This window comes from Pseudarthrobacter sp. NPDC092439, from assembly GCF_044754945.1.
Classification (GTDB): Bacteria; Actinomycetota; Actinomycetes; order Actinomycetales; family Micrococcaceae; genus Arthrobacter.
In genome coordinates, this window is the sequence record NZ_JBIVQB010000001.1 from 199765 (window position 1) to 219958 (window position 20194).

A 20194-nucleotide genomic window follows, 5' to 3' on the forward strand; every position below is an offset into this window, starting at 1 on the left:
CTATGCTCAGAGCGTGAACATCAATACCGCTACGGCGCTGGACCCCCGCAGGGTCCAGCGCCGTACCGTTTTAATCCTCAGCGCCGCCCAGCTCCTGAGCGGGATCGGGAACGGGGCCAGCCTATCCGTCGGATCCCTCCTGGCCGTCCAGCTCTCCGGCTCGAACGCCTGGGCCGGCGCCGTCACCACCGTGATGACACTCGCCACGGCAGTGGCCGCCATGCCGCTGGCCGGCCTGGCAGAACGCCGGGGCCGCCGGGCAGGGCTCGCCACCGGAGTCCTGTCCGGAATGGCCGGAGCCATCCTGGTCATCGCCGCCACCGTAACCGGCCTGTTCGTCCTGCTGCTGGCCGGAGCGGCGCTCCTGGGGCTGGCCACCGCCGCCAACCTGCAGGCACGCTTTGCCGCGGTGGATCTCGCGGAACCGGATAAGCGTGGCCGGTCACTCGCCGTCGTTGTATGGGCAGTGACAGCCGGGGCTGTAGCGGGTCCGAACCTTATCCGTCCGGGCGCCCTGGTGGGGGAGGCCATGGGCCTTCCGGGCATTGCCGGGCCGTTCATTTTCTCCGCAGCAGGGCTGGGCCTCGCCGCACTCCTCCTGCTCGTGGGCCTGCGGCCGGATCCCCTTCTGCACGCCCTGGAACTGCGCGGCGAAGAGGCCCGTCCGCCCGGCCGCCAGAGGGGCGTGCTGAAGCGCGGCCTCGCTGCTGCCAGGTCCTCACCGTCCGCCAGGCTGGCCCTGCTCGCCGTGGTGACCGCGCACGCCGCCATGGCCGCCGTCATGTCGATGACGCCGCTGCACCTCCAGTTGCTGATGGAAGGACCGCCTGCGGCCGGGCAGGTCCATGCCCACGAAACCGGGACGGACGTGTTCGTGCTCATCGGGTTCACCATCTCGCTGCACATCGCCGGGATGTACGCGCTGTCCCCGGTGATGGGCTGGCTCACGGACCGGGCAGGACGGCTCCCCACGCTCATGCTGGGCCACGGACTGATCCTGGCGGCGGCAATCACGGCCGGGCTCGGAGCGGGCCGTCCTGGACTGGTCACCACAGGGCTGGTGCTGCTGGGGCTCGGCTGGTCGGCGGCGACCATCGCCGGGTCCACGCTTCTTGCGGAAAGCGTCGCCACCGGAGACCGCGTACTGGTCCAGGGCGTCTCGGACACGCTGATGAGCGGGGCCGGTGCCCTGGGCGCCGGGATTTCCGGACTGATCCTGAGCTGGGCAGGCTATACCGGGCTGAACGCCGGCGCTGCCGCTCTGGCCGCGGCAGTCCTGGTGGCCACCGCCCTCGCATTGCGGGGTGGAGCCAACCAGGCGTCAGCTGCCGGCTGAGCGGGCCATGCCCAGCAGCCTGGCAAAGATGCCTTCACCGTCATCGGCAATGCCGTCGTGGTGGAAGTCCCCGGTCTCCCAGACCTGCAGGCCCTTGACCCTGGCAGCCGTCTCCAGCGAAAGTTTCCGGTCCACATAGATATCGTCGGCGTAGACGGCAGCCGCCACGGGCACACTGTTGGCCGCCAGTCGGTCCAGGTCGTAAAGGTTCTTCCAGTCCTGCTTCGCCGCCAGCAACCGGGCGACGCCGGCAAGCGGTGCCAGCGCCGGATCCTGGCGGAAGTACCACGGGTACACCATTTCGCCGGTGAGCAGGAGCGGCTCGGCCTCCGGCCGGAATTCCGGGAATTCGTCCAGCACCCGCCAGGCGGCCCACCCCGTGGCCTGGCCCTGGCCGTAAATCGATTCGTGCATGAGCGCGTACAGGGGGTTGGACCGCCGCGACACCAGGCCCTGGACCTGGTCCAGGAACGTGTCCGAAAGCCTCGGCCCGGCCAGCGAACGGGTGAAGGCGTCCTCCAGGAGGCAATGGAGGCTGTCCACCCTGGTGTTGCCACCCAGCAGCGCACCGACCATCTGGAACCGCTCTACGGTGAGCGGGCCGCCGTCGGGCAGGACTTCAAGGGTGCCGCGGAGATGCTGCGCGATGCGCTCAACGATGGCCCGGTCCTCCGGGTACCAGCCGAAATACTCGGCGTTCCGGGCGGCGACGCGCTGGAACGTGGCCCGGTAGACGTCGTCGGCCGGTCCTGTGAGGGGCGCCAGGCCCCCGGTCACCAGGACCTCCTTCAGTCCCTCCGGCGCGAAGGAGAGGTACGTCAAGGCACAGAACCCGCCATAGCTCTGGCCGTAAACGGTCCACGGGCCGGCCCCGAGGGCCTTACGGATGTGTTCCGCGTCCGCCACGATGGAATCTGCCCGGAAGTGTTCAAGGTAGGCCGCCTGCTCTTCATCCCCGCCGCGCAGCGGCAGCGTGTGCCGGTCGCAAGGGGTGGACAGGCCGGTTCCCCGCTGGTCCAGCATGAGGATGCGGAACTCCCGCGCAGCGGCCTTTGCCCAGCCGCCGAGCGAACCCCAGCGGTTCCCGCGCCCGCCGGGTCCTCCCTGCAGGTAGAGCAGCCACGGCAACCGCTCCGCTTCCGCACGGCTGTGCTCTTCGGACACGTATTCGCGGGCGAAGACCGTGATGGTTTCGCCGCCCGCGGTGCCAACCGCAAAGTGGTCAAGGGGTACCCGGAATTCGTACTCAACGGTCCGCGTACCGCGGAACGCGTGCCGCGCCCGGACCCGGTGGCCGGTGTCAGCCATGCGACCCGGCGGCCACGGGGCTGCCGAACTGCGCCAGGGCGTCCCCGGCCAGCCGGAACGTCGACCACCCGTCCATGGGCCGTGCGCCCAGGCTGCGGTAGAAGTTGATGGACGGTTCGTTCCAGTCCAGGACGCTCCATTCCACCCGGGCATAGCCGTTGCGGACAGCGGTGGCAGCCAAATGCTGCAGCAGGGCCTTGCCGTGGCCCTCGCCGCGTGCTGCCGGGCTCACGTAGAGGTCTTCCAGGTAGATCCCGTGCACGCCTTCCCAGGTGGAATAGTTCAGGAACCAGAGGGCGAAGCCTTGAACCTCGCCCTCGGCGTTTTCCGCCATGGTGGCGAAGACGCGGGGGTTGTCCCCGAAGAGCACCCCGTGCAGCATTTCGGGAGTGTTCCGGACTGCGTCCGGCTCCTTCTCGTAATGCGCCAGCTCGTGGATCATGCGAAGAATGGCGGGGACATCATGGGGCGTTGCGGGTCGGATGGCACTCATTCCCTGAGCTTACCAACGGGACTGTCCCCTCAGAGCCGGTTGACGTCCGTCACCCGGACCACCGCGGTGCCCGTCTCATCGGAGGCCGCGAGGTCCACCTCTGCGGAGATTCCCCAGTCGTGGTCCGCGGCGGGGTCGTCGAAGATCTGCCGCACCTTCCAGACGCCCGGTTCCTCTGTGATGATGAGCAGGCCCGGCCCGCGTGCGGCCGGTCCGGTGCCGATGTCATCATGGTCATCGAAGTAGTCGTCCAGGGCGTCCTCCCAGCGGCCGGCATCCCAGCCTGCGGCGCCGTCCAGTTCTCCCAGGGCCCCGGCGTCCTCGTCCGCGAAGAGTTCCACGCGGCGGAACATCTCGTTGCGGACCATCACACGGAACGCCCGGATGTTGGACGTGAGCGACGGCGGGGGAGGCGGCGGCGCGTCATGCGGCGTGGGTGCCGCTCCGGAGGCCAGTTCCTCCCACTCATCCAGGAGGCTGGAATCCACCTGGCGGACCAGCTCTCCCAGCCAGGCCGTGAGATCCTCAAGGTCTTCGCGCAGCATGTCCTGGGGAACCGTTTGCCGCAGCGCCCGGAACGCATCCGCCAGGTACCGCAGCACAATGCCCTCGGAGCGGGCCAGCCCGTAGAACTGCACGAACTCCCCGAAGTTCATGGCGCGCTCGTACATGTCACGGACCACCGACTTGGGTGCGAGCTCGAAGTCGCCCACCCACGGCGCGGCCTTCCGGTATACCTCGAACGCCTCGCCCAGCATTTCCGCAAGCGGCTGCGGGTACGTCACCTCATCCAGCATGGCCATGCGCTGGTCGTACTCGATGCCGTCCGCCTTCATGGCGGCCACGGCTTCGCCGCGGGCCTTCTTTTGCTGGGCGGACAGGATCTGGCGCGGCTTCTCCAGGGTCGCCTCAATCACGGACACCACATCCAGGGCGTACGACGGCGACTCCGGGTCCAGGAGTTCAAGTGCAGCCAGTGCGAAGGGGGACAGCGGTTGGTTGAGTGCAAAGTTCGGCTGGAGGTGGACAGTCAGCCGGACGGTCCGGCCGTCCGGGCCCTGCTCGCCCGCCGGGATCCGTTCCACCACTTCAGCTGCCAGCAGTTCGCGGTAGATGCCCAGGGCCTTCTTCATCAACCGAAGCTGGGCAGGCCTGCTTTCATGGTTTTCCGTCAGCAGCCGCCGAGCGGCGGCGAACGGGTCGCCGGGGCGCTCCATCAGGTTCATGAGCATGGCGTGCGTCACGGTGAAGCTGGAGGCCAGAGGGTCCGGGACGGACTCCACCAGCCGTTTGAACGTGGGTTCGCCCCAGGAGACAAAGCCCTCCGGCGGCTTCTTCTTCACCACCTGGCGCAGCTTCTTCTGGTCATCCCCGAACTTGGCCACTGCCTTGGCCATGGCCCGGACATTCTCGGTGACGTGCTCCGGCGCCTGGACCACCACCGTCCCCGCCGTGTCGTATCCAGCCCTGCCGGCCCGCCCGGCAATCTGGTGGAACTCACGGGAGTTAAGCAGCCGGGTGCGTACGCCGTCGTACTTGCTGAGGGCAGTGAGGAGGACGGTGCGGATGGGCACGTTGATGCCCACGCCAAGCGTGTCCGTACCGCAGATAACCTTGAGCAGTCCGGCCTGGGCCAGTTGCTCCACCAGCCGCCGGTATTTCGGCAGCATGCCCGCGTGGTGCACGCCAATCCCGTGGCGGACCAGCCGGTTCAGGGTCTTGCCGAAACCGGCCGCGAACCGGAAGTTGGCAATCAACTCTGCGATCTTGTCCTTTTCCTCACGGGTGCAGACGTTGATGCTCATCAGGGTCTGGGCGCGGTCAATCGCCTCGATCTGGCTGAAGTGCACCACGTAGACCGGCACCTGCCTGGTGGAGAGCAGCTCCTCCAGCGTCTCGTGGACGGGGGTCTCGTGGTAGTAGTAGTGCAGCGGAATGGGCCGCTCCGCGGAGCTCACTGTGGTGGTGGCGCGGCCCGTCAGCGCCGTGAGGCCTTCCTCGAACCTGCTGACGTCGCCCAGCGTGGCGGACATCAGGAGGAACTGCGCCTGGGGGAGCTCCAGCAGCGGAACCTGCCAGGCCCAGCCGCGCTGCGGGTCCGAGTAGAAATGGAACTCGTCCATGATGACGGCGCCAAGGCTCGCGGCCGCGCCTTCGCGCAAGGCGACGTTTGCCAGGATTTCCGCGGTGCAGCAGATGATCGGCGCGTCCTGGTTCACCCCGGAATCGCCGGTGATCATCCCCACGTTCTCGGCGCCGAAAATTTCGCACAGGGCAAAGAACTTCTCGGAAACCAGCGCCTTGATCGGCGCGGTGTAGTAGCTCCGCTCACCGCGTGCCAGGGCCTGGAAGTGCGCTGCGATGGCAACCAGAGATTTACCGGATCCAGTGGGTGTTGCGAGAATGACGTTCGCCCCGGTGGCCAGCTCCATGATGGCTTCATCCTGCGCCGGATAGAGGGCGATTCCGCGGCTTTCGGTCCATTCGACGAATCCCGTGTAGAGGAGGTCGGGGTCGACGGCGGCGGACGGGTTCAGGGCGGACAGTCGGGGCAGCTGGTCAACGAGTTTCATTGGTTTCCAGCTTAGTGCCCTGCCGCAGCGCAGAATCCGCGCCCGGCCACGCTAGGCTACGCCGTAGCCTACGCATCGACCACCGTGGAGACAGCCGTGAAATGGGATCCAGCCAAGTACGTCCAGTTTGGCGGCCACCGCGACCGGCCCTTCTTCGACCTCGTTGCCAGGATCGGGGCCGGGCAGCCCCGCAGGGTGGTGGATCTCGGCTGCGGTCCCGGAAACCTCACCGCCTCCCTGGCCGGGCGCTGGCCGGAGGCGGACATCGTGGGTGTGGACTCGTCGGCGGAGATGCTGGACCGTGCCGCGCCACTGTCCAGGCAGTTCCCATCCCTGCGTTTTGAACTGCGCGACATTACCGCCTGGGAACCCGCGCCCGGAACGGACGTGGTGGTCAGCAACGCTGCGCTGCAGTGGGTCCCCGGCCATAGGGACCTGATGCGCCGCTGGCTGGCCAACCTGGCCCCGGGATCGTGGTTCGCCCTCCAGGTGCCGGGCAACTTCGGCGCCCCGTCCCACGTGCTGATGCGTGAGCTGGCGGCGTCGCCCGCTTGGGCTTCCCGCCTGGATGGAGTATTGACGGGAGGCGAGTCCGCGGGCAGTGCCGCCGACTATCTGGCAGTCCTGCTGGATGCCGGCTTCACCGCCGATGCCTGGGAGACCACCTACCACCAGGTCCTGCCAGGGCCGGACCCGGTGCTGGAGTGGGTGCGCGGAACAGCCCTGCGGCCAGTCCTCGCTGCGCTGTCTGCCAAAGAGGCTGCCAGGTTCGAGGACGAGTACGCGGCTGCGCTGAGGAAGGCGTACCCTCCCACCAGGCACGGGACCGTGTTCCCCTTCCGCCGGGTCTTCGCGGTTGGCCACAAAGAGGGGTGGGTCCATTCGTTGGATGATGTTGACGGCCCGAGTAATGTGGTGTGACAGCCGGCCGAACTTAACCCGGCCAACAATCACGGTATGGGCGTTCCAGGGGGCCAACGCCCGGCCCGGCGGCCACCGTCCCCCAGTGGAGGCAACTTGCTGATCGGGTTGATGGGGCGGATGCTCAAGGGCCAAAAGATCCCTGTTGCCGCCATTGTTCTGCTGCAGCTGGTCCAGGCCGCCGCCAACCTCCTGCTGCCCACGGTCAATGCAGCCATCATCGATGACGGCATTGTTGCCGGCAACACCGCTGTGATTTCCGGGCTTGGCCTGGCCATGGCCGCCGTCGCGGCACTACAGGCAGCAGCCGCCATAGCCGCGGGTTACCTCGCGGCCGTGGTGGCCATGCGGATCGGACACCGCCTGCGGGCAGAGACATTTGCCCGCATACAGACGCTTTCCACCCAGGACATTGCTGCCTTCGGCACCCACAGCCTCGCTACGCGGGCTACAAACGATGCGCAACAGATCCAGGCGTTTGCCGTACTCGCCTTCACCATGCTGGTGGCGGGTCCCGCCATGGGCGTAGGCGGCATCATACTGGCACTGCAACAGGACGTGGCGCTGTCGGGAGTGGTCATCGCCGTCGTGCCGGTCCTCATGCTGGTGATGTACCGGATCGTGCGCCGCCTTGTTCCGCTGTACCGCGAGGGGCAGGAACTGCTGGACCGGGCAGGCGGAATCCTCCGGGAGCAGATCATCGGCGCCCAGGCCATTCGGGCCTTTGTCCGCCAGGGCCACGAAATCCGCCGTTTCGGGCGGACCAACAGCAGCCTCACTGCGAACAACCTGCAGTCCGCGCTGCTGGTGGCAGGCATGCTTCCGCTGATCATGCTGGTGGTCAACCTGTCTTCGGTTGCCGTCGTGTGGTTCGGCGGCCACCGGATCCAGTCGGGGGAGATGAACCTTGGGGCGCTCACTGCCTTCATCTCCTATATCCTGCAGATCCTGCTGGCCATCATGATGTCCATGTACGTGCTCATGACAGCACCGCGGGCGTCTGTCAGCGCTGAGCGCATTGGGGCGGTCCTGGCGGCCGAGCCGTCCGTCCGGGACGTCCCGCTCCATGCCAGCGACCGTCCGGCCGGCGGCGCACCGGCGGCGGGCCCCGGCGGGCTCCTCGAGTTCCGCGGTGTGGGCTTCTCGTATCCCGGTGCCGAGGAGCCCGTGCTGGCGGACATCAGTTTCACCGCCGTCCCGGGAACCACCACAGCGATCGTCGGTTCCACCGGCAGCGGAAAATCCACCCTGCTGAATCTGGTTCCGCGCTTCCTGGACGCCACCCACGGCCGGATCTCGCTTGATGGAACCGACATACGGGAACTGCCGCTGGACACGCTCCGGGCGTCAATGTCGCTGGTTCCGCAGCATGCGCACCTCTTTACCGGCACGATTGCGGACAACCTGAGGATGGCGGCTCCAGAGGCCACCGAGGACGAGCTGTGGCAGGCCCTCGAAACTGCCCAGACAATGCGTTTCATGGCGCACCTGCCGCTCGGCCTGGACACGCCGGTCGGCCAGGGCGGCACCAACCTCTCGGGAGGCCAGCGCCAGCGTCTTTGCATTGCCCGCGCACTCCTTCGCAGCGCGCCCCTCTTCCTCTTCGACGACAGCTTTTCCGCGCTGGACTATGACACTGACACCAGGCTCCGCGGAGCGCTGGGAGGCGTGCTCGCTCCCGCTGCCGTCGTGGTGGTCGCCGAACGCATTTCGGCGGTCCGGCATGCCGACCTGATCCTGGTGCTCGACGACGGGCGGCTCGTGGCGCAGGGCACCCACCTGGAGTTGCTGGACACGTCGCCCGCCTACCGCGAGATCGCGGACTCACAACTCGCCCTGGACGGCCAGCCGTGAAGCGCCGGCCCGCGAAGCAGGCCGCCACCCTGGATACGGCCGTCAACTTCTGGCCCACCGCGGCCAGGCTCCTGGGGCTGCTCGCACCATACCGGCGTTCAATGGTCGGGGCCGTAGCTGCGACCTGCGCCTTCTCCGGACTGAACGTGGCCGCGCCGAAATACCTGGGAGACGCGACCGACGTCGTGGTTGACGGCGTCCTGAGGGGAGGCCTGGACGAGCGAAGGCTGGGGCTGCTGCTGGCACTCGTTGCGTCGATGTACATTCTCGCGTCCCTGTTCAACTGGGTGCAGGGCATCCTCACCGCCCGGTCCGTCCAGGGCCTCATGCACGGAGTCCGCGGCGCCCTGGAGGAGAAACTGCACCGCCTCCCATCGGCGTACTTCCAGGGAAGGTCCCGCGGGGACGTGCTGAGCCGGGCCACGAACGACGTGGACAACATCGCCCAGGCCCTTAACCAGTTGCTGACGCAGCTCATCATGTCGGTGCTGATGCTCTGCGGTTCGCTGGCCATGATGCTCTGGATCTCACCGCTGCTGGCCGCCATCGCCCTTGCGACCGTTCCGGTCTCCACCCTGATCACCGTGCTGGTGACGCGCAGGTCCCAGGCAAACTACGCCCGGCAATGGACGGAGACCGGCGAGCTCAACTCCCACGTGGAGGAGTTCATTTCCGGACACGAGGTCATCAAGGCCTTCGGCCAACGGGAGCGGGCAGCCGCTGTGTTTGCGCGCAGCAACGACCGGCTGGCGCGGGCGGCTGCCCGGGCACAGTTCTCCTCCGGGATGGTCCAGCCCCTGATGGTGCTGGTGTCCAACCTGAACTACATTGCGGTTGCCGTGGTGGGGGCCTTCCAGGTCATTGCCGGCGCCATGACCATCGGCGGGATCCAGGCCTTCATCCAGTTCAGCCGGCTTTTTACCCAGCCTGTCGGCCAGATTGGTGGCATGCTGACCCTCATCCAGTCCTGCGTGGCATCCGCGGCGCGGGTATTCGCGCTGCTGGACGCCGTTGAAGATCCGGCGGAGGGCCAGGCCGAGGAAGCCGTTCCGGCGGACGGGCGGATCGTGTTCGAGGACGTGACGTTTGGCTATCCCGGCGCCGGCCCCGCCGTCAGGAACCTCTCCTTTACTGCAGAGCCGGGACAGACTGTGGCGATCGTGGGCCATACCGGTGCCGGCAAATCCACGGTTGTGAACCTCCTGCTGCGCTTCTGTGAGCCGGACTCCGGCCGGATAACCCTTGGCGGCGTGGAACTGGGGGCGATCGCCCGGGACCGGCTGCGGGCCCGGTTTGGCGTGGTCCTCCAGGACGCCTGGCTGTTTGACGGAACCATCCGCGAAAACATCGCCTACGGGAATCCGGACGCTCCGGAAGAGGCCATTGTCGCGGCCGCCGAGGCCAGCCATGTGGACCGCTTTGTGCGTTCCCTTCCGGCCGGCTATGCCACCGTGCTGGAGAACGGCGGCGATCCCTTGAGCCAGGGACAGCGGCAGCTGATCAGTATTGCCCGGGCGCACCTGGCCCGGCGCGACATCCTGGTCCTGGACGAGGCGACAAGCTCCGTCGACTCCCGGACCGAACTCCTGATCCGGCAGGCGATGGAGCGGCTGCTCCACGGCAGGACCAGCCTGGTGATCGCCCACCGTTTGTCCACGGTGCGCAACGCTGATCTAATTCTCGTCATGGACCACGGACGCATCGTTGAACAGGGCACACACCGGAACCTGCTTGCCGCCAACGGCTACTACACCAGGCTCTACAACGCGCAGTTCACGCCCGGGAAGGACCGCACCGCGGCGCTGGAGGCCGGCTCTTGAGCGCCGCCGCCAGGACCGCTGCCCCGGGCTTCCCCGGTACCTGGAAGCCCAACCCCACCAGCACCGTGGCCTTGTTTGAGCAGCTTCGCCTCCAGATCATCCATCTCGTGGACAATTCAAACCTGCCCGCCGGCACCCGGCTGCCGGCGGTCCGTGCCCTGGCGGCGGAGCTGGATGTTGCACCGCACACCGTTGCCCGGGCCTACAAGGAACTGGAAGCCGCCGGGATCGTGGCAACCCGCGGAAGGAACGGCACCGTCGTCTGCGCCCGGGACGAACGGCTTGGCGGACTGTCCTCGGCCGCCGCCGCCTACGCCGCAGCTGCCAGGGCACAGGGCGCCACGTTCGCCGAGGCCGTCCAGCTCCTGGCCGCGGCATACGACGCCGGCCAGTAGGGAGACGCCGGCCAGGAGGGAGCTGAGGCCATCCTGCGTGGAGGTTCGAAGAAGTTTTCGATTAGCATGATGGAGTGCCTAAAGCCGTAGCTGAAGAAACCGCCTCCCCTTCCGTACTTTCCGCCGGTTCGGATGTTGTACCGCACCGGCCGGACCTCTCCCGGCTGGTCGTCAAGGGAGCACGCGAACACAACCTCCGCAACGTGGACCTGGACCTGCCGCGCGATGCCATGATCGTGTTCACCGGGCTGTCAGGTTCCGGAAAGTCCTCCCTGGCCTTCGACACCATCTTCGCCGAGGGCCAGCGCCGCTATGTCGAATCGCTTTCCGCCTACGCGCGCCAGTTCCTCGGACAGGTGGACAAGCCTGACGTCGACTTCATCGAGGGACTGTCCCCGGCAGTGTCCATCGACCAGAAGTCCACCAGCAAGAACCCCCGGTCCACCGTGGGCACCATTACCGAGATCTACGACTACATGCGCCTGCTCTGGGCCCGTGTGGGACGTCCCCACTGCCCCGAGTGCGGCGAGCCGGTCACCAAGCAGACACCCCAGCAGATCGTGGACCAGCTCCTCGAACTGGACGAAGGAACCCGCTTCCAGGTCCTGGCTCCCGTCGTCCGCGGCCGCAAGGGCGAGTTCGTGGACCTGTTCAAGGAACTCACGGCCAAGGGCTACTCGCGCGCCAGGGTGGACGGTGAACTGGTCCAGCTCAGCGAGCCGCCCAAGCTGGGCAAGCAGTTCAAGCACACCATCGAAGTGGTGGTTGACCGCCTTGTGGTCAAGGAAGGCATCAGGCAGCGGCTGACCGATTCCATCGAGACCGCCCTGGGGCTCGCCGAGGGCCGGGTGCTGGCCGACTTCGTCGACCTGGAAGCCGACGCCCCCGGCAGGATCAGGGCATTCTCGGAGAACCTGGCGTGCCCCAACGAGCATCCCCTCGCGATTGACGAAATCGAACCCCGGTCCTTCTCCTTCAACAACCCCTTCGGTGCCTGCGCGGCCTGCAGCGGCATCGGCACGCGCCTCGAGGTGGATGAGGAACTCATCGTTCCCAACCCGGAGCTTTCACTGTCCGAGGGCGCCATTGCCCCCTGGTCACTGGGCACCGCCACCACCGAGTATTGGAACCGGCTCCTGGAAGGCCTGGCCAAGGAAGTGGGCTTCTCCATGACCACCCCCTGGGAGAAGCTGGGCAAGGACGTGCGCCAGACCGTCCTTCATGGCAAGGACCACAAGGTCGTGGTGCAGTACCGCAACCGCTTCGGCCGCGAACGCAAGTACAGCACCGGATTCGAAGGTGCCATCCAGTACGTCCACCGCAAGCATGGCGAAACGGACTCGGACTGGGCCCGCGACCGCTACGAGGAATACATGCGGCAGGTCCCCTGCCCCGCCTGCAACGGCGCCCGCCTGAACCCGGCGTCTCTCTCCGTGCTCATCAATGGCAAGTCCATCGCGGATGTGGCTGCGCTCCCCATGCGGGAATGTGCCGCTTTCCTGAACAACCTCGTCCTGACCGGCCGTGAGGCCCAGATCGCGCACCAGGTGCTGAAGGAGATCCAGGCGCGGCTCACCTTCCTGCTGGACGTAGGACTGGAATACCTGAACCTGGAGCGGCCCTCCGCTACCCTTTCCGGTGGCGAAGCCCAGCGCATCCGGCTTGCCACCCAGATCGGCTCCGGTCTGGTGGGCGTGCTCTACGTGCTGGACGAGCCCTCCATCGGGCTCCACCAGCGCGACAACCGGCGCCTCATCGACACCCTCACCCGGCTGCGGGACATGGGCAACACCCTCATCGTCGTGGAGCATGACGAGGACACCATCCAGGTTGCCGACTGGATCGTGGACATCGGACCGGGCGCGGGGGAGCACGGCGGCCAGGTGGTCCACTCAGGTTCTTACCCGGCCCTGCTGGAGAACAAGGCTTCGCTGACAGGCGACTACCTTGCCGGCCGGAAGAAAATCGACGTGCCGGCCAAGCGCCGCAAGTACGACAAGAAGCGCGAGATCAAGGTGGTCGGCGCCAGGGAAAACAACCTGCTGAACGTGGACGCCGCCTTCCCGCTGGGGCTCTTCACCGCGGTAACCGGCGTCAGCGGCTCCGGCAAGTCCACACTGGTCAACGAAATCCTCTACAAAGTACTGGCCAACAAGCTCAACGGCGCCAAGCAGGTGGCCGGACGGCACAAGACGGTCCAGGGGCTGGAACACCTGGACAAGGTGGTCCACGTGGACCAGAGCCCCATTGGCCGTACGCCGCGCTCCAACCCGGCCACCTACACCGGGGTTTTCGACAACATCCGCAAGCTTTTCGCGGAAACCACTGAGGCCAAGGTGCGCGGCTATCTTCCCGGACGCTTCTCGTTCAACGTCAAGGGCGGCCGCTGCGAGGCCTGCTCGGGTGACGGAACGCTGAAGATCGAAATGAACTTCCTGCCGGACGTCTATGTCCCGTGCGAGGTGTGCCACGGTGCCCGTTACAACCGCGAGACGCTCGAGGTGCACTACAAGGGCAAGACCATTGCCGATGTCCTCAACATGCCCATCGAGGAGGCCGCAGAGTTCTTCGCTGCGTTCACACCCATCGCCAGGCACCTGCGGACCCTGGTGGACGTGGGACTGGGCTACGTCCGCCTCGGCCAGCCCGCCACCACCCTCTCCGGCGGTGAAGCGCAGCGCGTCAAGCTGGCCTCGGAGCTGCAAAAGCGTTCCAACGGCCGCAGCATCTATGTTCTGGATGAGCCCACCACCGGCCTGCACTTCGAGGACATCCGCAAGCTCCTCCTGGTGCTCCAGGGCCTGGTGGACAAGGGCAACACGGTGATCACCATTGAACACAACCTGGACGTCATCAAGAGTGCGGACTGGATCGTGGACCTGGGCCCGGACGGGGGCTCAGGAGGCGGGCAGATAGTGGCGTCGGGGACCCCGGAACAGGTCGCAAAGTCCACCACCAGCCACACGGCCAGGTTCCTCGCGGAAATCCTGGGCTAGCCCGCCGGCCCGGACACTGGAATATTCCTTAAGGGGAATGCGAGTTTCAGGCTTGTGTGCTCTCGTGAGAAACTAGCCCGGTGACTCAAACAACAGTGCCCGTGATCTTTGACCTGGACGGCACTCTTGTCGATCCGGCCGGTGGGATAACAGGGGGAATTTCCGCGGCCCTCGCCGAAACCGGGCTTCCCGTTCCCGCACCGGAACTCCTGGAGACCATGATCGGCCCCAGGCTCAGTGACTCGCTGTTGAATATCGCCAAGGTCCCGGCGGACAAGCTGGAGGACGTGGTGCGCCGTTACCGCGGGCACTACATGGTCAGCGGAATGGCTCAAAGCCGGCTCTACCCCGGGATCCGCGACGTGCTGGAATCCTTCGCGGCGTCCGGACGGCCCCTGGCGGTCGCCACCCAGAAACCCCAGGGTATGGCACGGAAACTGCTGGCCCTTCACCGCATCGACGGATTCTTCCGCGGCATCCACGGGGCGCCGGACGAGGAGGTTTCCTTCGATGGCGTTCCCGTCGGGAAGTCGGCAATGATCGCCGCCGCCCTCAGGGACCTGGACACCCGGCACGCGGTCATGGTGGGGGACCGGGCCCAGGATGTGGACGGCGCGGTGGCGAACGGACTCGACTGCGTAGGCGTCGCCTGGGGCTTCGCCGCCGAGGGTGAGCTTGAAAGCGCCGGTGCCGTCGCCGTCGTCCATACCCCTGCAGCCCTGCTGGAGGCTGTGGGCCGCCTCCAGGCCATCCACACCGCGGCCATGAGCGGGGTGACCAACGATGGAAATGTTTGATGCCGTTCGCTGGACCACGCGAAACCTGATCGCCGGCACCTGCCGTCCCACCGTCGAAGGACTCGAAAACGTCCCGGCAGACGGTCCGTTTATTGTCGCGCCCAACCACCTGTCCTTCTTCGACAGCGTGATCGTGCAGGCCCTCATGCCCCGGCCCGTCGCCTTCTTCGCCAAGGCAGAGTACTTCACCACCGGCGGCCTCAAGGGGAAGGCGATGAAGGCGTTCTTCGAATCCGTCGGCTCCATCCCGGTGGAGCGCGGTGAGCAGGCCGCCAGCGTCCAGGCCCTGAAGACGCTCCTGGACATCCTGGAGGCGGGCAAGGGCATCGGTATCTACCCGGAGGGGACCCGGTCCAGGGACGGCATACTGTACCGCGGCCGGACCGGCGTCGGCTGGCTCGCCCTGACCACCGGAGCGCCCGTGATTCCGGTGGGTCTCATCGGTACCGAGAACCTCCAGCGTGCCGGTGAGAAGGGCGTGCGGCCGCAGCACTTCACCATGAAGGTGGGGGAGCCGCTCTATTTCGACAGGACAGGACCGGACCACTCACTGCCGGCACGCCGTGAAGTGACGGACCGGATCATGGACGCCATTGCGGCCCTCAGCGGCCAGGAGCGGTCCACCAGCTACAACCAGAGCAAATCCGCCGGGTAGGCCCGCGGCGAACGGCGGCAAGGCACGGCCTGCCGGCTCAGTAGAATGGATAAGTGGCAAATCCAGCAAGTTACCGGCCCCGGACCGGTGAAATTCCCACCAACCCGGGGGTCTACCGGTTCAGGGACGCGCACGGCCGCGTCATCTACGTGGGCAAGGCCAAGAGCCTCCGTTCGCGGCTGAGCTCCTACTTCGCCAACCCAGCGGGCCTGATGCCCAAGACCTATGCCATGGTGCATGCCGCGAGCAGCGTGGAGTGGACCGTGGTGGGCAGCGAACTGGAATCGCTGCAGCTTGAATATACCTGGATCAAGGAATTCAAGCCGCGCTTCAACGTGGTGTTCCGGGACGACAAGACGTATCCCTACCTGGCAGTGACGATGGGCGAGAAATACCCCCGCGTCCAGGTAATGCGCGGCGACCGCCGGAAGGGCACCCGGTATTTCGGTCCCTACACGGCCGGAGCCATCCGGGAGACCATGGACACCCTCCTGCGCGTCTTCCCTGTCCGCAGCTGCAGCGCCGGCGTCTTCAAACGGGCCGAGGCCAGCGGCCGGCCCTGCCTGCTCGGCTACATCGACAAATGCTCCGCCCCGTGCGTAGGACGGATCTCGCCGGAGGACCACCGGGCCCTGGCCGATGATTTTTGCGCCTTCATGGGCGGTGAAGCCAAGCGGTTCATTGCCAAGCTGGAGAAGCAAATGGCCGAGGCCGTGGCACGCCTGGACTATGAACGCGCCGCGCGGCTCCGTGATGACATCACTGCCATGCGCAAGGTCTTTGAACGCAACGCCGTGGTCCTCGCGGAGGATACCGATGCGGACATCTTCGCCCTGCACGAGGATGAGCTCGAGGCCGCCGTGCAGGTGTTCCACGTCCGCGGCGGACGCGTCCGCGGCCAGCGCGGCTGGGTGGTGGAAAAGGTGGAGGACTCCACCACTCCGGACCTCGTCGAGCACCTGCTCCAGCAGGTGTACGGCGAAGACGGTGACACGCAGGGCCGGCTTCCCCGTGAAGTCCTGGTTCCGGTGGAACCGAGCAATGCCGCGGAACTGGCCCGGTGGCTCGGTGGGCTGCGCGGCGCGAAAGTCGATATCCGGGTCCCCCGCCGCGGCGACAAGGCCGCGCTCATGGGAACGGTGCGCGAGAACGCCGAACATGCCCTGAAACTGCACAAGACGCGCCGCGCCGGTGATCTCACCGTCAGGTCGCAGGCCCTGCAGGAACTCCAGGAGGCCCTGGACCTGCCGGTGGCCCTGCTGCGGATCGAATGCTTCGACGTCTCGCACGTGCAGGGAACCAACGTGGTGGCTTCCATGGTGGTGGTGGAGGACGGGCTCCCCAAGAAGGCGGATTACCGCAAGTTCTCCATCACCGGGGCCGCCGCTGCGGATGACACCGCCGCCATGCGGGACGTCCTGACGCGCCGGTTCCGGCACTATCTGCAGGACAAGACGGCGCAGGTGGACGGGACGGCGCAGGATGGGCCGGTGTCCGGTGCCCCCGATGCCCTCCTGGACACCACCACCCCCGCCCCCAAGGCAAAGTTCGCCTACCCGCCCAACCTGGTGGTTGTGGACGGCGGCAAGCCGCAGGTGAACGCGGCCGCCAGGGCCCTGGCGGACCTGGGCATCGACGACGTCTACGTGGTGGGGCTGGCCAAGCGGCTGGAGGAGGTGTGGCTGCCGGAGAGCGACTTCCCGGTCATCCTGCCCCGGTCATCCCAAGGCCTCTACCTTTTGCAGCGCATCCGCGACGAAGCCCACCGGTTCGCGATCTCGTTCCACCGGCAGAAGCGCGGCAAGGCCATGACCGTGTCCGCGCTGGACAGCGTGCCCGGCCTGGGCGCGGCCAAGCGCAGGGCCCTCCTGGCGCACTTCGGGTCCGTCAAGGGCATCAAGGCTGCCACAGCCGAGGAGCTTGCCACGGCCAAGGGAATCGGGCCGGCGCTGGCCGGAGCGATCGTCAGCCACTTCGCGGCCGCCGGGGCCGCGCCGGCTGCGCCCGCCATCAACATGACCACCGGCGAAATCATCGAAACTTAGCTAGGGTAAAGGCGGGGGACTGCCGGTGCGGCCACCGGCAGTAAGACGAACGGAAACGGGGACTTGATGGCAGGCACAACGGCGGAATCCGGCGCAGGGCAGGACGGGATGGAACCCGTCAAGCCACTGGAGGCGGAGCTGCTGGTGGTCACCGGGATGTCCGGGGCAGGCCGGAGCACTGCCGCGGATGCGCTGGAGGACCACGGCTGGTATGTCGTGGAAAACCTGCCCCCGCAGATGCTCGGCACCCTCGCTGAACTCGTGTCCCATGCGCCCCAGTCCATTCCGCGGCTTGCGGTGGTGGTGGATGTGCGCAGCAAGGGTTTGTTCGCTGACATCCGGGCCGCCCTGGGCGCCCTCGAGGCCAGCGGCATCACATTCCGGGTGCTCTTCCTCGATGCCAGCGACAACGTCCTGGTCCGCCGCTTCGAACAGGGCCGCCGGCCGCATCCGCTGCAGGGTGGCGGCAGGATCCTGGACGGCATCGCCGCCGAACGCGAGCTGCTCCAGGAACTCCGCGACAGCTCCGACGTCGTAATTGACACCTCCAGCTACAACGTCCACGGACTGGCAACCGCCATCACCGAGCTGTTCAGCGAGTCCGGTCCCGTTGCGTTGCGGATCAACGTGATGAGCTTCGGCTTCAAGTACGGCCTGCCCGTGGACGCCAACTACGTGGCCGACGTCCGGTTCATTCCCAACCCGCACTGGGTGCCGCAGCTGCGCCCGCACACCGGCCTGGACAAGGACGTCAGCGACTACGTCCTCGAGGCCGAGGGGGTCAAGAGCTTCGTAGACCGCTACGTGATGGCGCTGGAACCGGTGCTGGACGGCTACCGCAGGGAGAACAAGCACTACGCCACCATTGCTGTCGGCTGCACCGGCGGCAAGCACCGCTCCGTGGCCGTGGCCATGGAAATTTCGAAGAAGCTGGCGCAGTTCCCACGGGTCACCGTGACCACCACGCACCGGGACCTGGGCCGGGAATAATGGGGCTGTTTACGGGAGCCCTGCCCCTGGTGCCGGCGCCGGCCGGCGGTTTCGGCGGCCAGCAGGACAAGGGCCCCAACGTCGTTGCGCTTGGCGGCGGCCACGGCCTGTCGGCCTCCCTGTCGGCGCTGCGCCTGCTCACCTCGGAGCTCACGGCCATCGTCACGGTAGCGGACGACGGCGGCTCTTCCGGGCGCTTGCGGGAAGAGTACGGCGTCCTCCCGCCGGGGGATCTCCGGATGGCACTTTCCGCCCTGTGCGATGACACGGACTGGGGCCGCACCTGGCGGGACGTCATGCAGCACCGGTTCCAGCCGGGCAAGGGCCCGGGCGGATCGCTGGACGAGCACGCCATGGGAAATCTGCTGATCGTTACGCTCTGGGAACTGCTGGGCGACGCGGTGGGCGGGCTCAAGTGGGCCGGCGCGCTGCTGGGAGCCCGCGGCCAGGTCCTGCCGATGTCCACGGTGCCCCTGACCATCGAGGGAGAGGTGCGCGCCACCGCCCCGGACGGCAGCTCCGTCCTGCAGACGGTGCGCGGCCAGGCAAAGTGTGCGGTGGCCGGATCGCTGGAGCACGTCAGGCTGCTGCCCGAGGATGCGCCCGCATGCGTCGAGGCGCTGAGCGCCATTGAACTGGCGGACTGGGTCATCCTGGGCCCGGGGTCCTGGTACACCTCGGTCCTGCCGCACCTGTTGCTGCCAGAAATGCGCGAGGCGCTCTGCAGCACACCGGCCAAAAGGTGCCTCACCATGAACCTGGCCACGGACACCAAGGAAACCATGGGCATGTCCGCTGCGGACCACCTGCACGCGCTCCGCCGCTACGCCCCCGGCTTCGGAGTGGACGTGGTGCTGGCTGATCCGGCCTCCGTGCCGGACCGGCTGGAGTTCGAAAGGGCCGCGGGGATGATCGGTGCGGAGGTTGTCTTGGGTAAAGTAGGGGCGTCGGGTCGCCGGCCCGTCCATGACCCCCTGCGTCTGGCAACGGCGTACCAGGACATATTCGGGAACAGTTAGGAAGGTGCCATGGCACTGACAGCATCAGTCAAGGAAGAACTGTCCCGGCTGGACATCAAGAAATCCTCCGTCCGCAAGGCCGAGGTCTCGGCCATGCTCCGGTTCGCCGGCGGCCTCCACATCATCTCCGGCCGAATCGTCATCGAGGCGGAAGTGGACCTGGCGTCCACCGCGCGCCGGCTCCGCGCCGCCATTGCCGAGGTCTACGGGCATCAGAGCGAAATCATCGTGGTTTCGGCCGGGGGCCTGCGCCGCGCCAGCCGCTACGTGGTTCGGGTGGTGCGCGACGGTGAAGCGCTGGCGCGGCAGACCGGCCTGCTTGACGGCAGGGGACGCCCCGTCCGGGGGCTGCCCTCCGCCGTCGTCAACGGATCGGCGGCGGACGCCGAAGCAGTGTGGCGCGGCGCCTTCCTGGCGCACGGCTCGCTCACGGAGCCCGGCCGCTCGTCCTCGCTTGAGGTCACCTGCCCCGGTCCGGAGTCGGCGCTTGCCCTGGTGGGTGCTGCCCGCCGGCTGGACATCCAGGCCAAGGCCCGCGAGGTCAGGGGAGTGGACCGCGTGGTCATCCGCGACGGGGACACCATTGCCGCCCTGCTGACCCGGATGGGCGCCCACGACGCGCTGATGGTCTGGGAGGAACGCCGTATGCGCAAGGAGGTCCGCGCCACGGCCAACCGGCTGGCGAATTTCGACGACGCCAACCTCCGCCGCTCCGCCCAGGCAGCCGTCGCGGCGGGAGCACGCGTGGAGCGGGCGCTGGAAATCCTCGGCGACGACGTCCCTGACCACCTGAAGTACGCCGGTGAACTGCGCGTGGCACACAAACAGGCCAGCCTGGACGAATTGGGCCGCCTGGCGGACCCCGTGATGACCAAGGACGCCATCGCCGGAAGGATCCGGCGCCTGCTGGCCATGGCGGACAAACGCGCCGTTGACCTCGGGATTCCCGGCACGGATGCCAATGTGACGCCCGAAATGCTGGACGAGTAGCG

General features: G+C 67.1%; 15 protein-coding genes. 12 read left to right on the top strand and 3 right to left on the bottom strand.

From position 1 onward, the window contains the following. Positions 1-13 precede the first annotated feature (13 nt). Complete coding sequence (locus ACIQCM_RS00930) at positions 14-1336, top strand: MFS transporter (RefSeq protein WP_400603942.1); 1323 nt, start codon at positions 14-16, stop codon at positions 1334-1336. On the opposite strand, the gene ACIQCM_RS00935 is transcribed toward ACIQCM_RS00930, so the two are convergent. From ACIQCM_RS00935 to ACIQCM_RS00945, 3 genes are read right to left on the bottom strand one after another with little or no spacing between them, the layout of a single operon-like run. Next, positions 1322-2644 carry an alpha/beta fold hydrolase gene (locus tag ACIQCM_RS00935; RefSeq protein WP_400603940.1) on the bottom strand — a complete coding sequence of 441 codons (1323 nt, stop codon included), beginning with the start codon at positions 2642-2644 and terminating at the stop codon, positions 1322-1324. The two genes, ACIQCM_RS00930 and ACIQCM_RS00935, sit on opposite strands and share 15 nt — an antisense overlap. Beyond that, positions 2637-3137, bottom strand: a complete 501-nt coding sequence (locus ACIQCM_RS00940; protein WP_400603939.1) for a GNAT family N-acetyltransferase — start codon at positions 3135-3137, stop codon at positions 2637-2639. The genes ACIQCM_RS00935 and ACIQCM_RS00940 overlap by 8 nt, the downstream gene beginning before the upstream one ends. Before the next feature lie 29 nt (positions 3138-3166). Next, the gene (locus ACIQCM_RS00945) at positions 3167-5710 is read right to left on the bottom strand and encodes a DEAD/DEAH box helicase (protein ID WP_400603937.1); all 2544 of its coding nucleotides are present in this window, start codon (positions 5708-5710) and stop codon (positions 3167-3169) included. A 96-nt stretch (positions 5711-5806) separates the two neighbouring features. Here ACIQCM_RS00945 and ACIQCM_RS00950 point away from each other — a divergent pair, with 96 nt between their 5' ends. The 11 genes from ACIQCM_RS00950 (at position 5807) to whiA (ending at position 20192) form a co-directional block, all read left to right on the top strand. Beyond that, positions 5807-6631 (top strand): trans-aconitate 2-methyltransferase, encoded by an 825-nt coding sequence (locus ACIQCM_RS00950; RefSeq protein ID WP_400603936.1) that lies wholly within the window; start codon positions 5807-5809, stop codon positions 6629-6631. 96 nt (positions 6632-6727) lie between these two features. Continuing rightward, the gene (locus ACIQCM_RS00955) at positions 6728-8485 is read left to right on the top strand and encodes an ABC transporter ATP-binding protein (RefSeq protein WP_400603934.1); all 1758 of its coding nucleotides are present in this window, start codon (positions 6728-6730) and stop codon (positions 8483-8485) included. Positions 8486-8586: 101 nt separating this feature from the next. After that, complete coding sequence (locus ACIQCM_RS00960) at positions 8587-10305, top strand: ABC transporter ATP-binding protein (RefSeq protein ID WP_400604299.1); 1719 nt, start codon at positions 8587-8589, stop codon at positions 10303-10305. Beyond that, on the top strand, positions 10302-10700 hold the full coding sequence (locus ACIQCM_RS00965) for a GntR family transcriptional regulator (protein ID WP_400603932.1): 399 nt from the start codon (positions 10302-10304) through the stop codon (positions 10698-10700). The genes ACIQCM_RS00960 and ACIQCM_RS00965 overlap by 4 nt, the downstream gene beginning before the upstream one ends. Positions 10701-10774: 74 nt before the next feature. Further along, the gene (uvrA, locus tag ACIQCM_RS00970; RefSeq protein WP_400603930.1) at positions 10775-13696 is read left to right on the top strand and encodes an excinuclease ABC subunit UvrA; all 2922 of its coding nucleotides are present in this window, start codon (positions 10775-10777) and stop codon (positions 13694-13696) included. Positions 13697-13776: 80 nt separating this feature from the next. Next, positions 13777-14493 (top strand): HAD hydrolase-like protein, encoded by a 717-nt coding sequence (locus ACIQCM_RS00975; RefSeq protein ID WP_400603928.1) that lies wholly within the window; start codon positions 13777-13779, stop codon positions 14491-14493. Next, on the top strand, positions 14480-15148 hold the full coding sequence (locus ACIQCM_RS00980; protein WP_400603926.1) for a lysophospholipid acyltransferase family protein: 669 nt from the start codon (positions 14480-14482) through the stop codon (positions 15146-15148). The genes ACIQCM_RS00975 and ACIQCM_RS00980 overlap by 14 nt, the downstream gene beginning before the upstream one ends. Positions 15149-15201: 53 nt before the next feature. After that, positions 15202-17193 (top strand): excinuclease ABC subunit UvrC, encoded by a 1992-nt coding sequence (gene uvrC, locus ACIQCM_RS00985; protein WP_400603924.1) that lies wholly within the window; start codon positions 15202-15204, stop codon positions 17191-17193. A 66-nt stretch (positions 17194-17259) separates the two neighbouring features. Further along, on the top strand, positions 17260-18183 hold the full coding sequence (gene rapZ / locus ACIQCM_RS00990) for an RNase adapter RapZ (protein ID WP_400603922.1): 924 nt from the start codon (positions 17260-17262) through the stop codon (positions 18181-18183). Continuing rightward, positions 18183-19202, top strand: coding sequence for a uridine diphosphate-N-acetylglucosamine-binding protein YvcK (gene yvcK, locus ACIQCM_RS00995; RefSeq protein ID WP_400603920.1), 1020 nt, complete (start codon positions 18183-18185; stop codon positions 19200-19202). The genes rapZ and yvcK overlap by 1 nt, the downstream gene beginning before the upstream one ends. Positions 19203-19211: 9 nt before the next feature. After that, positions 19212-20192, top strand: a complete 981-nt coding sequence (gene whiA / locus ACIQCM_RS01000; RefSeq protein ID WP_058267256.1) for a DNA-binding protein WhiA — start codon at positions 19212-19214, stop codon at positions 20190-20192. The last annotated feature ends 2 nt before the right edge of the window (positions 20193-20194 follow it).

Excerpts from the sequence above, each read along its gene's own strand:
- yvcK (WP_400603920.1), top strand. The coding sequence starts at position 18,183 with ATGGGGCTGTTTACGGGAGCCCTGCCCCTGGTGCCGGCGCCGGCCGGC.
- ACIQCM_RS00960 (WP_400604299.1), top strand. The coding sequence starts at position 8,587 with ATGGTCGGGGCCGTAGCTGCGACCTGCGCCTTCTCCGGACTGAACGTG.
- whiA (WP_058267256.1), top strand. The coding sequence starts at position 19,212 with ATGGCACTGACAGCATCAGTCAAGGAAGAACTGTCCCGGCTGGACATC.
- ACIQCM_RS00980 (WP_400603926.1), top strand. The coding sequence starts at position 14,480 with ATGGAAATGTTTGATGCCGTTCGCTGGACCACGCGAAACCTGATCGCC.
- ACIQCM_RS00940 (WP_400603939.1), bottom strand. The coding sequence starts at position 3,137 with ATGAGTGCCATCCGACCCGCAACGCCCCATGATGTCCCCGCCATTCTT.
- ACIQCM_RS00935 (WP_400603940.1), bottom strand. The coding sequence starts at position 2,644 with ATGGCTGACACCGGCCACCGGGTCCGGGCGCGGCACGCGTTCCGCGGT.
- rapZ (WP_400603922.1), top strand. The coding sequence starts at position 17,260 with ATGGCAGGCACAACGGCGGAATCCGGCGCAGGGCAGGACGGGATGGAA.
- ACIQCM_RS00945 (WP_400603937.1), bottom strand. The coding sequence starts at position 5,710 with ATGAAACTCGTTGACCAGCTGCCCCGACTGTCCGCCCTGAACCCGTCC.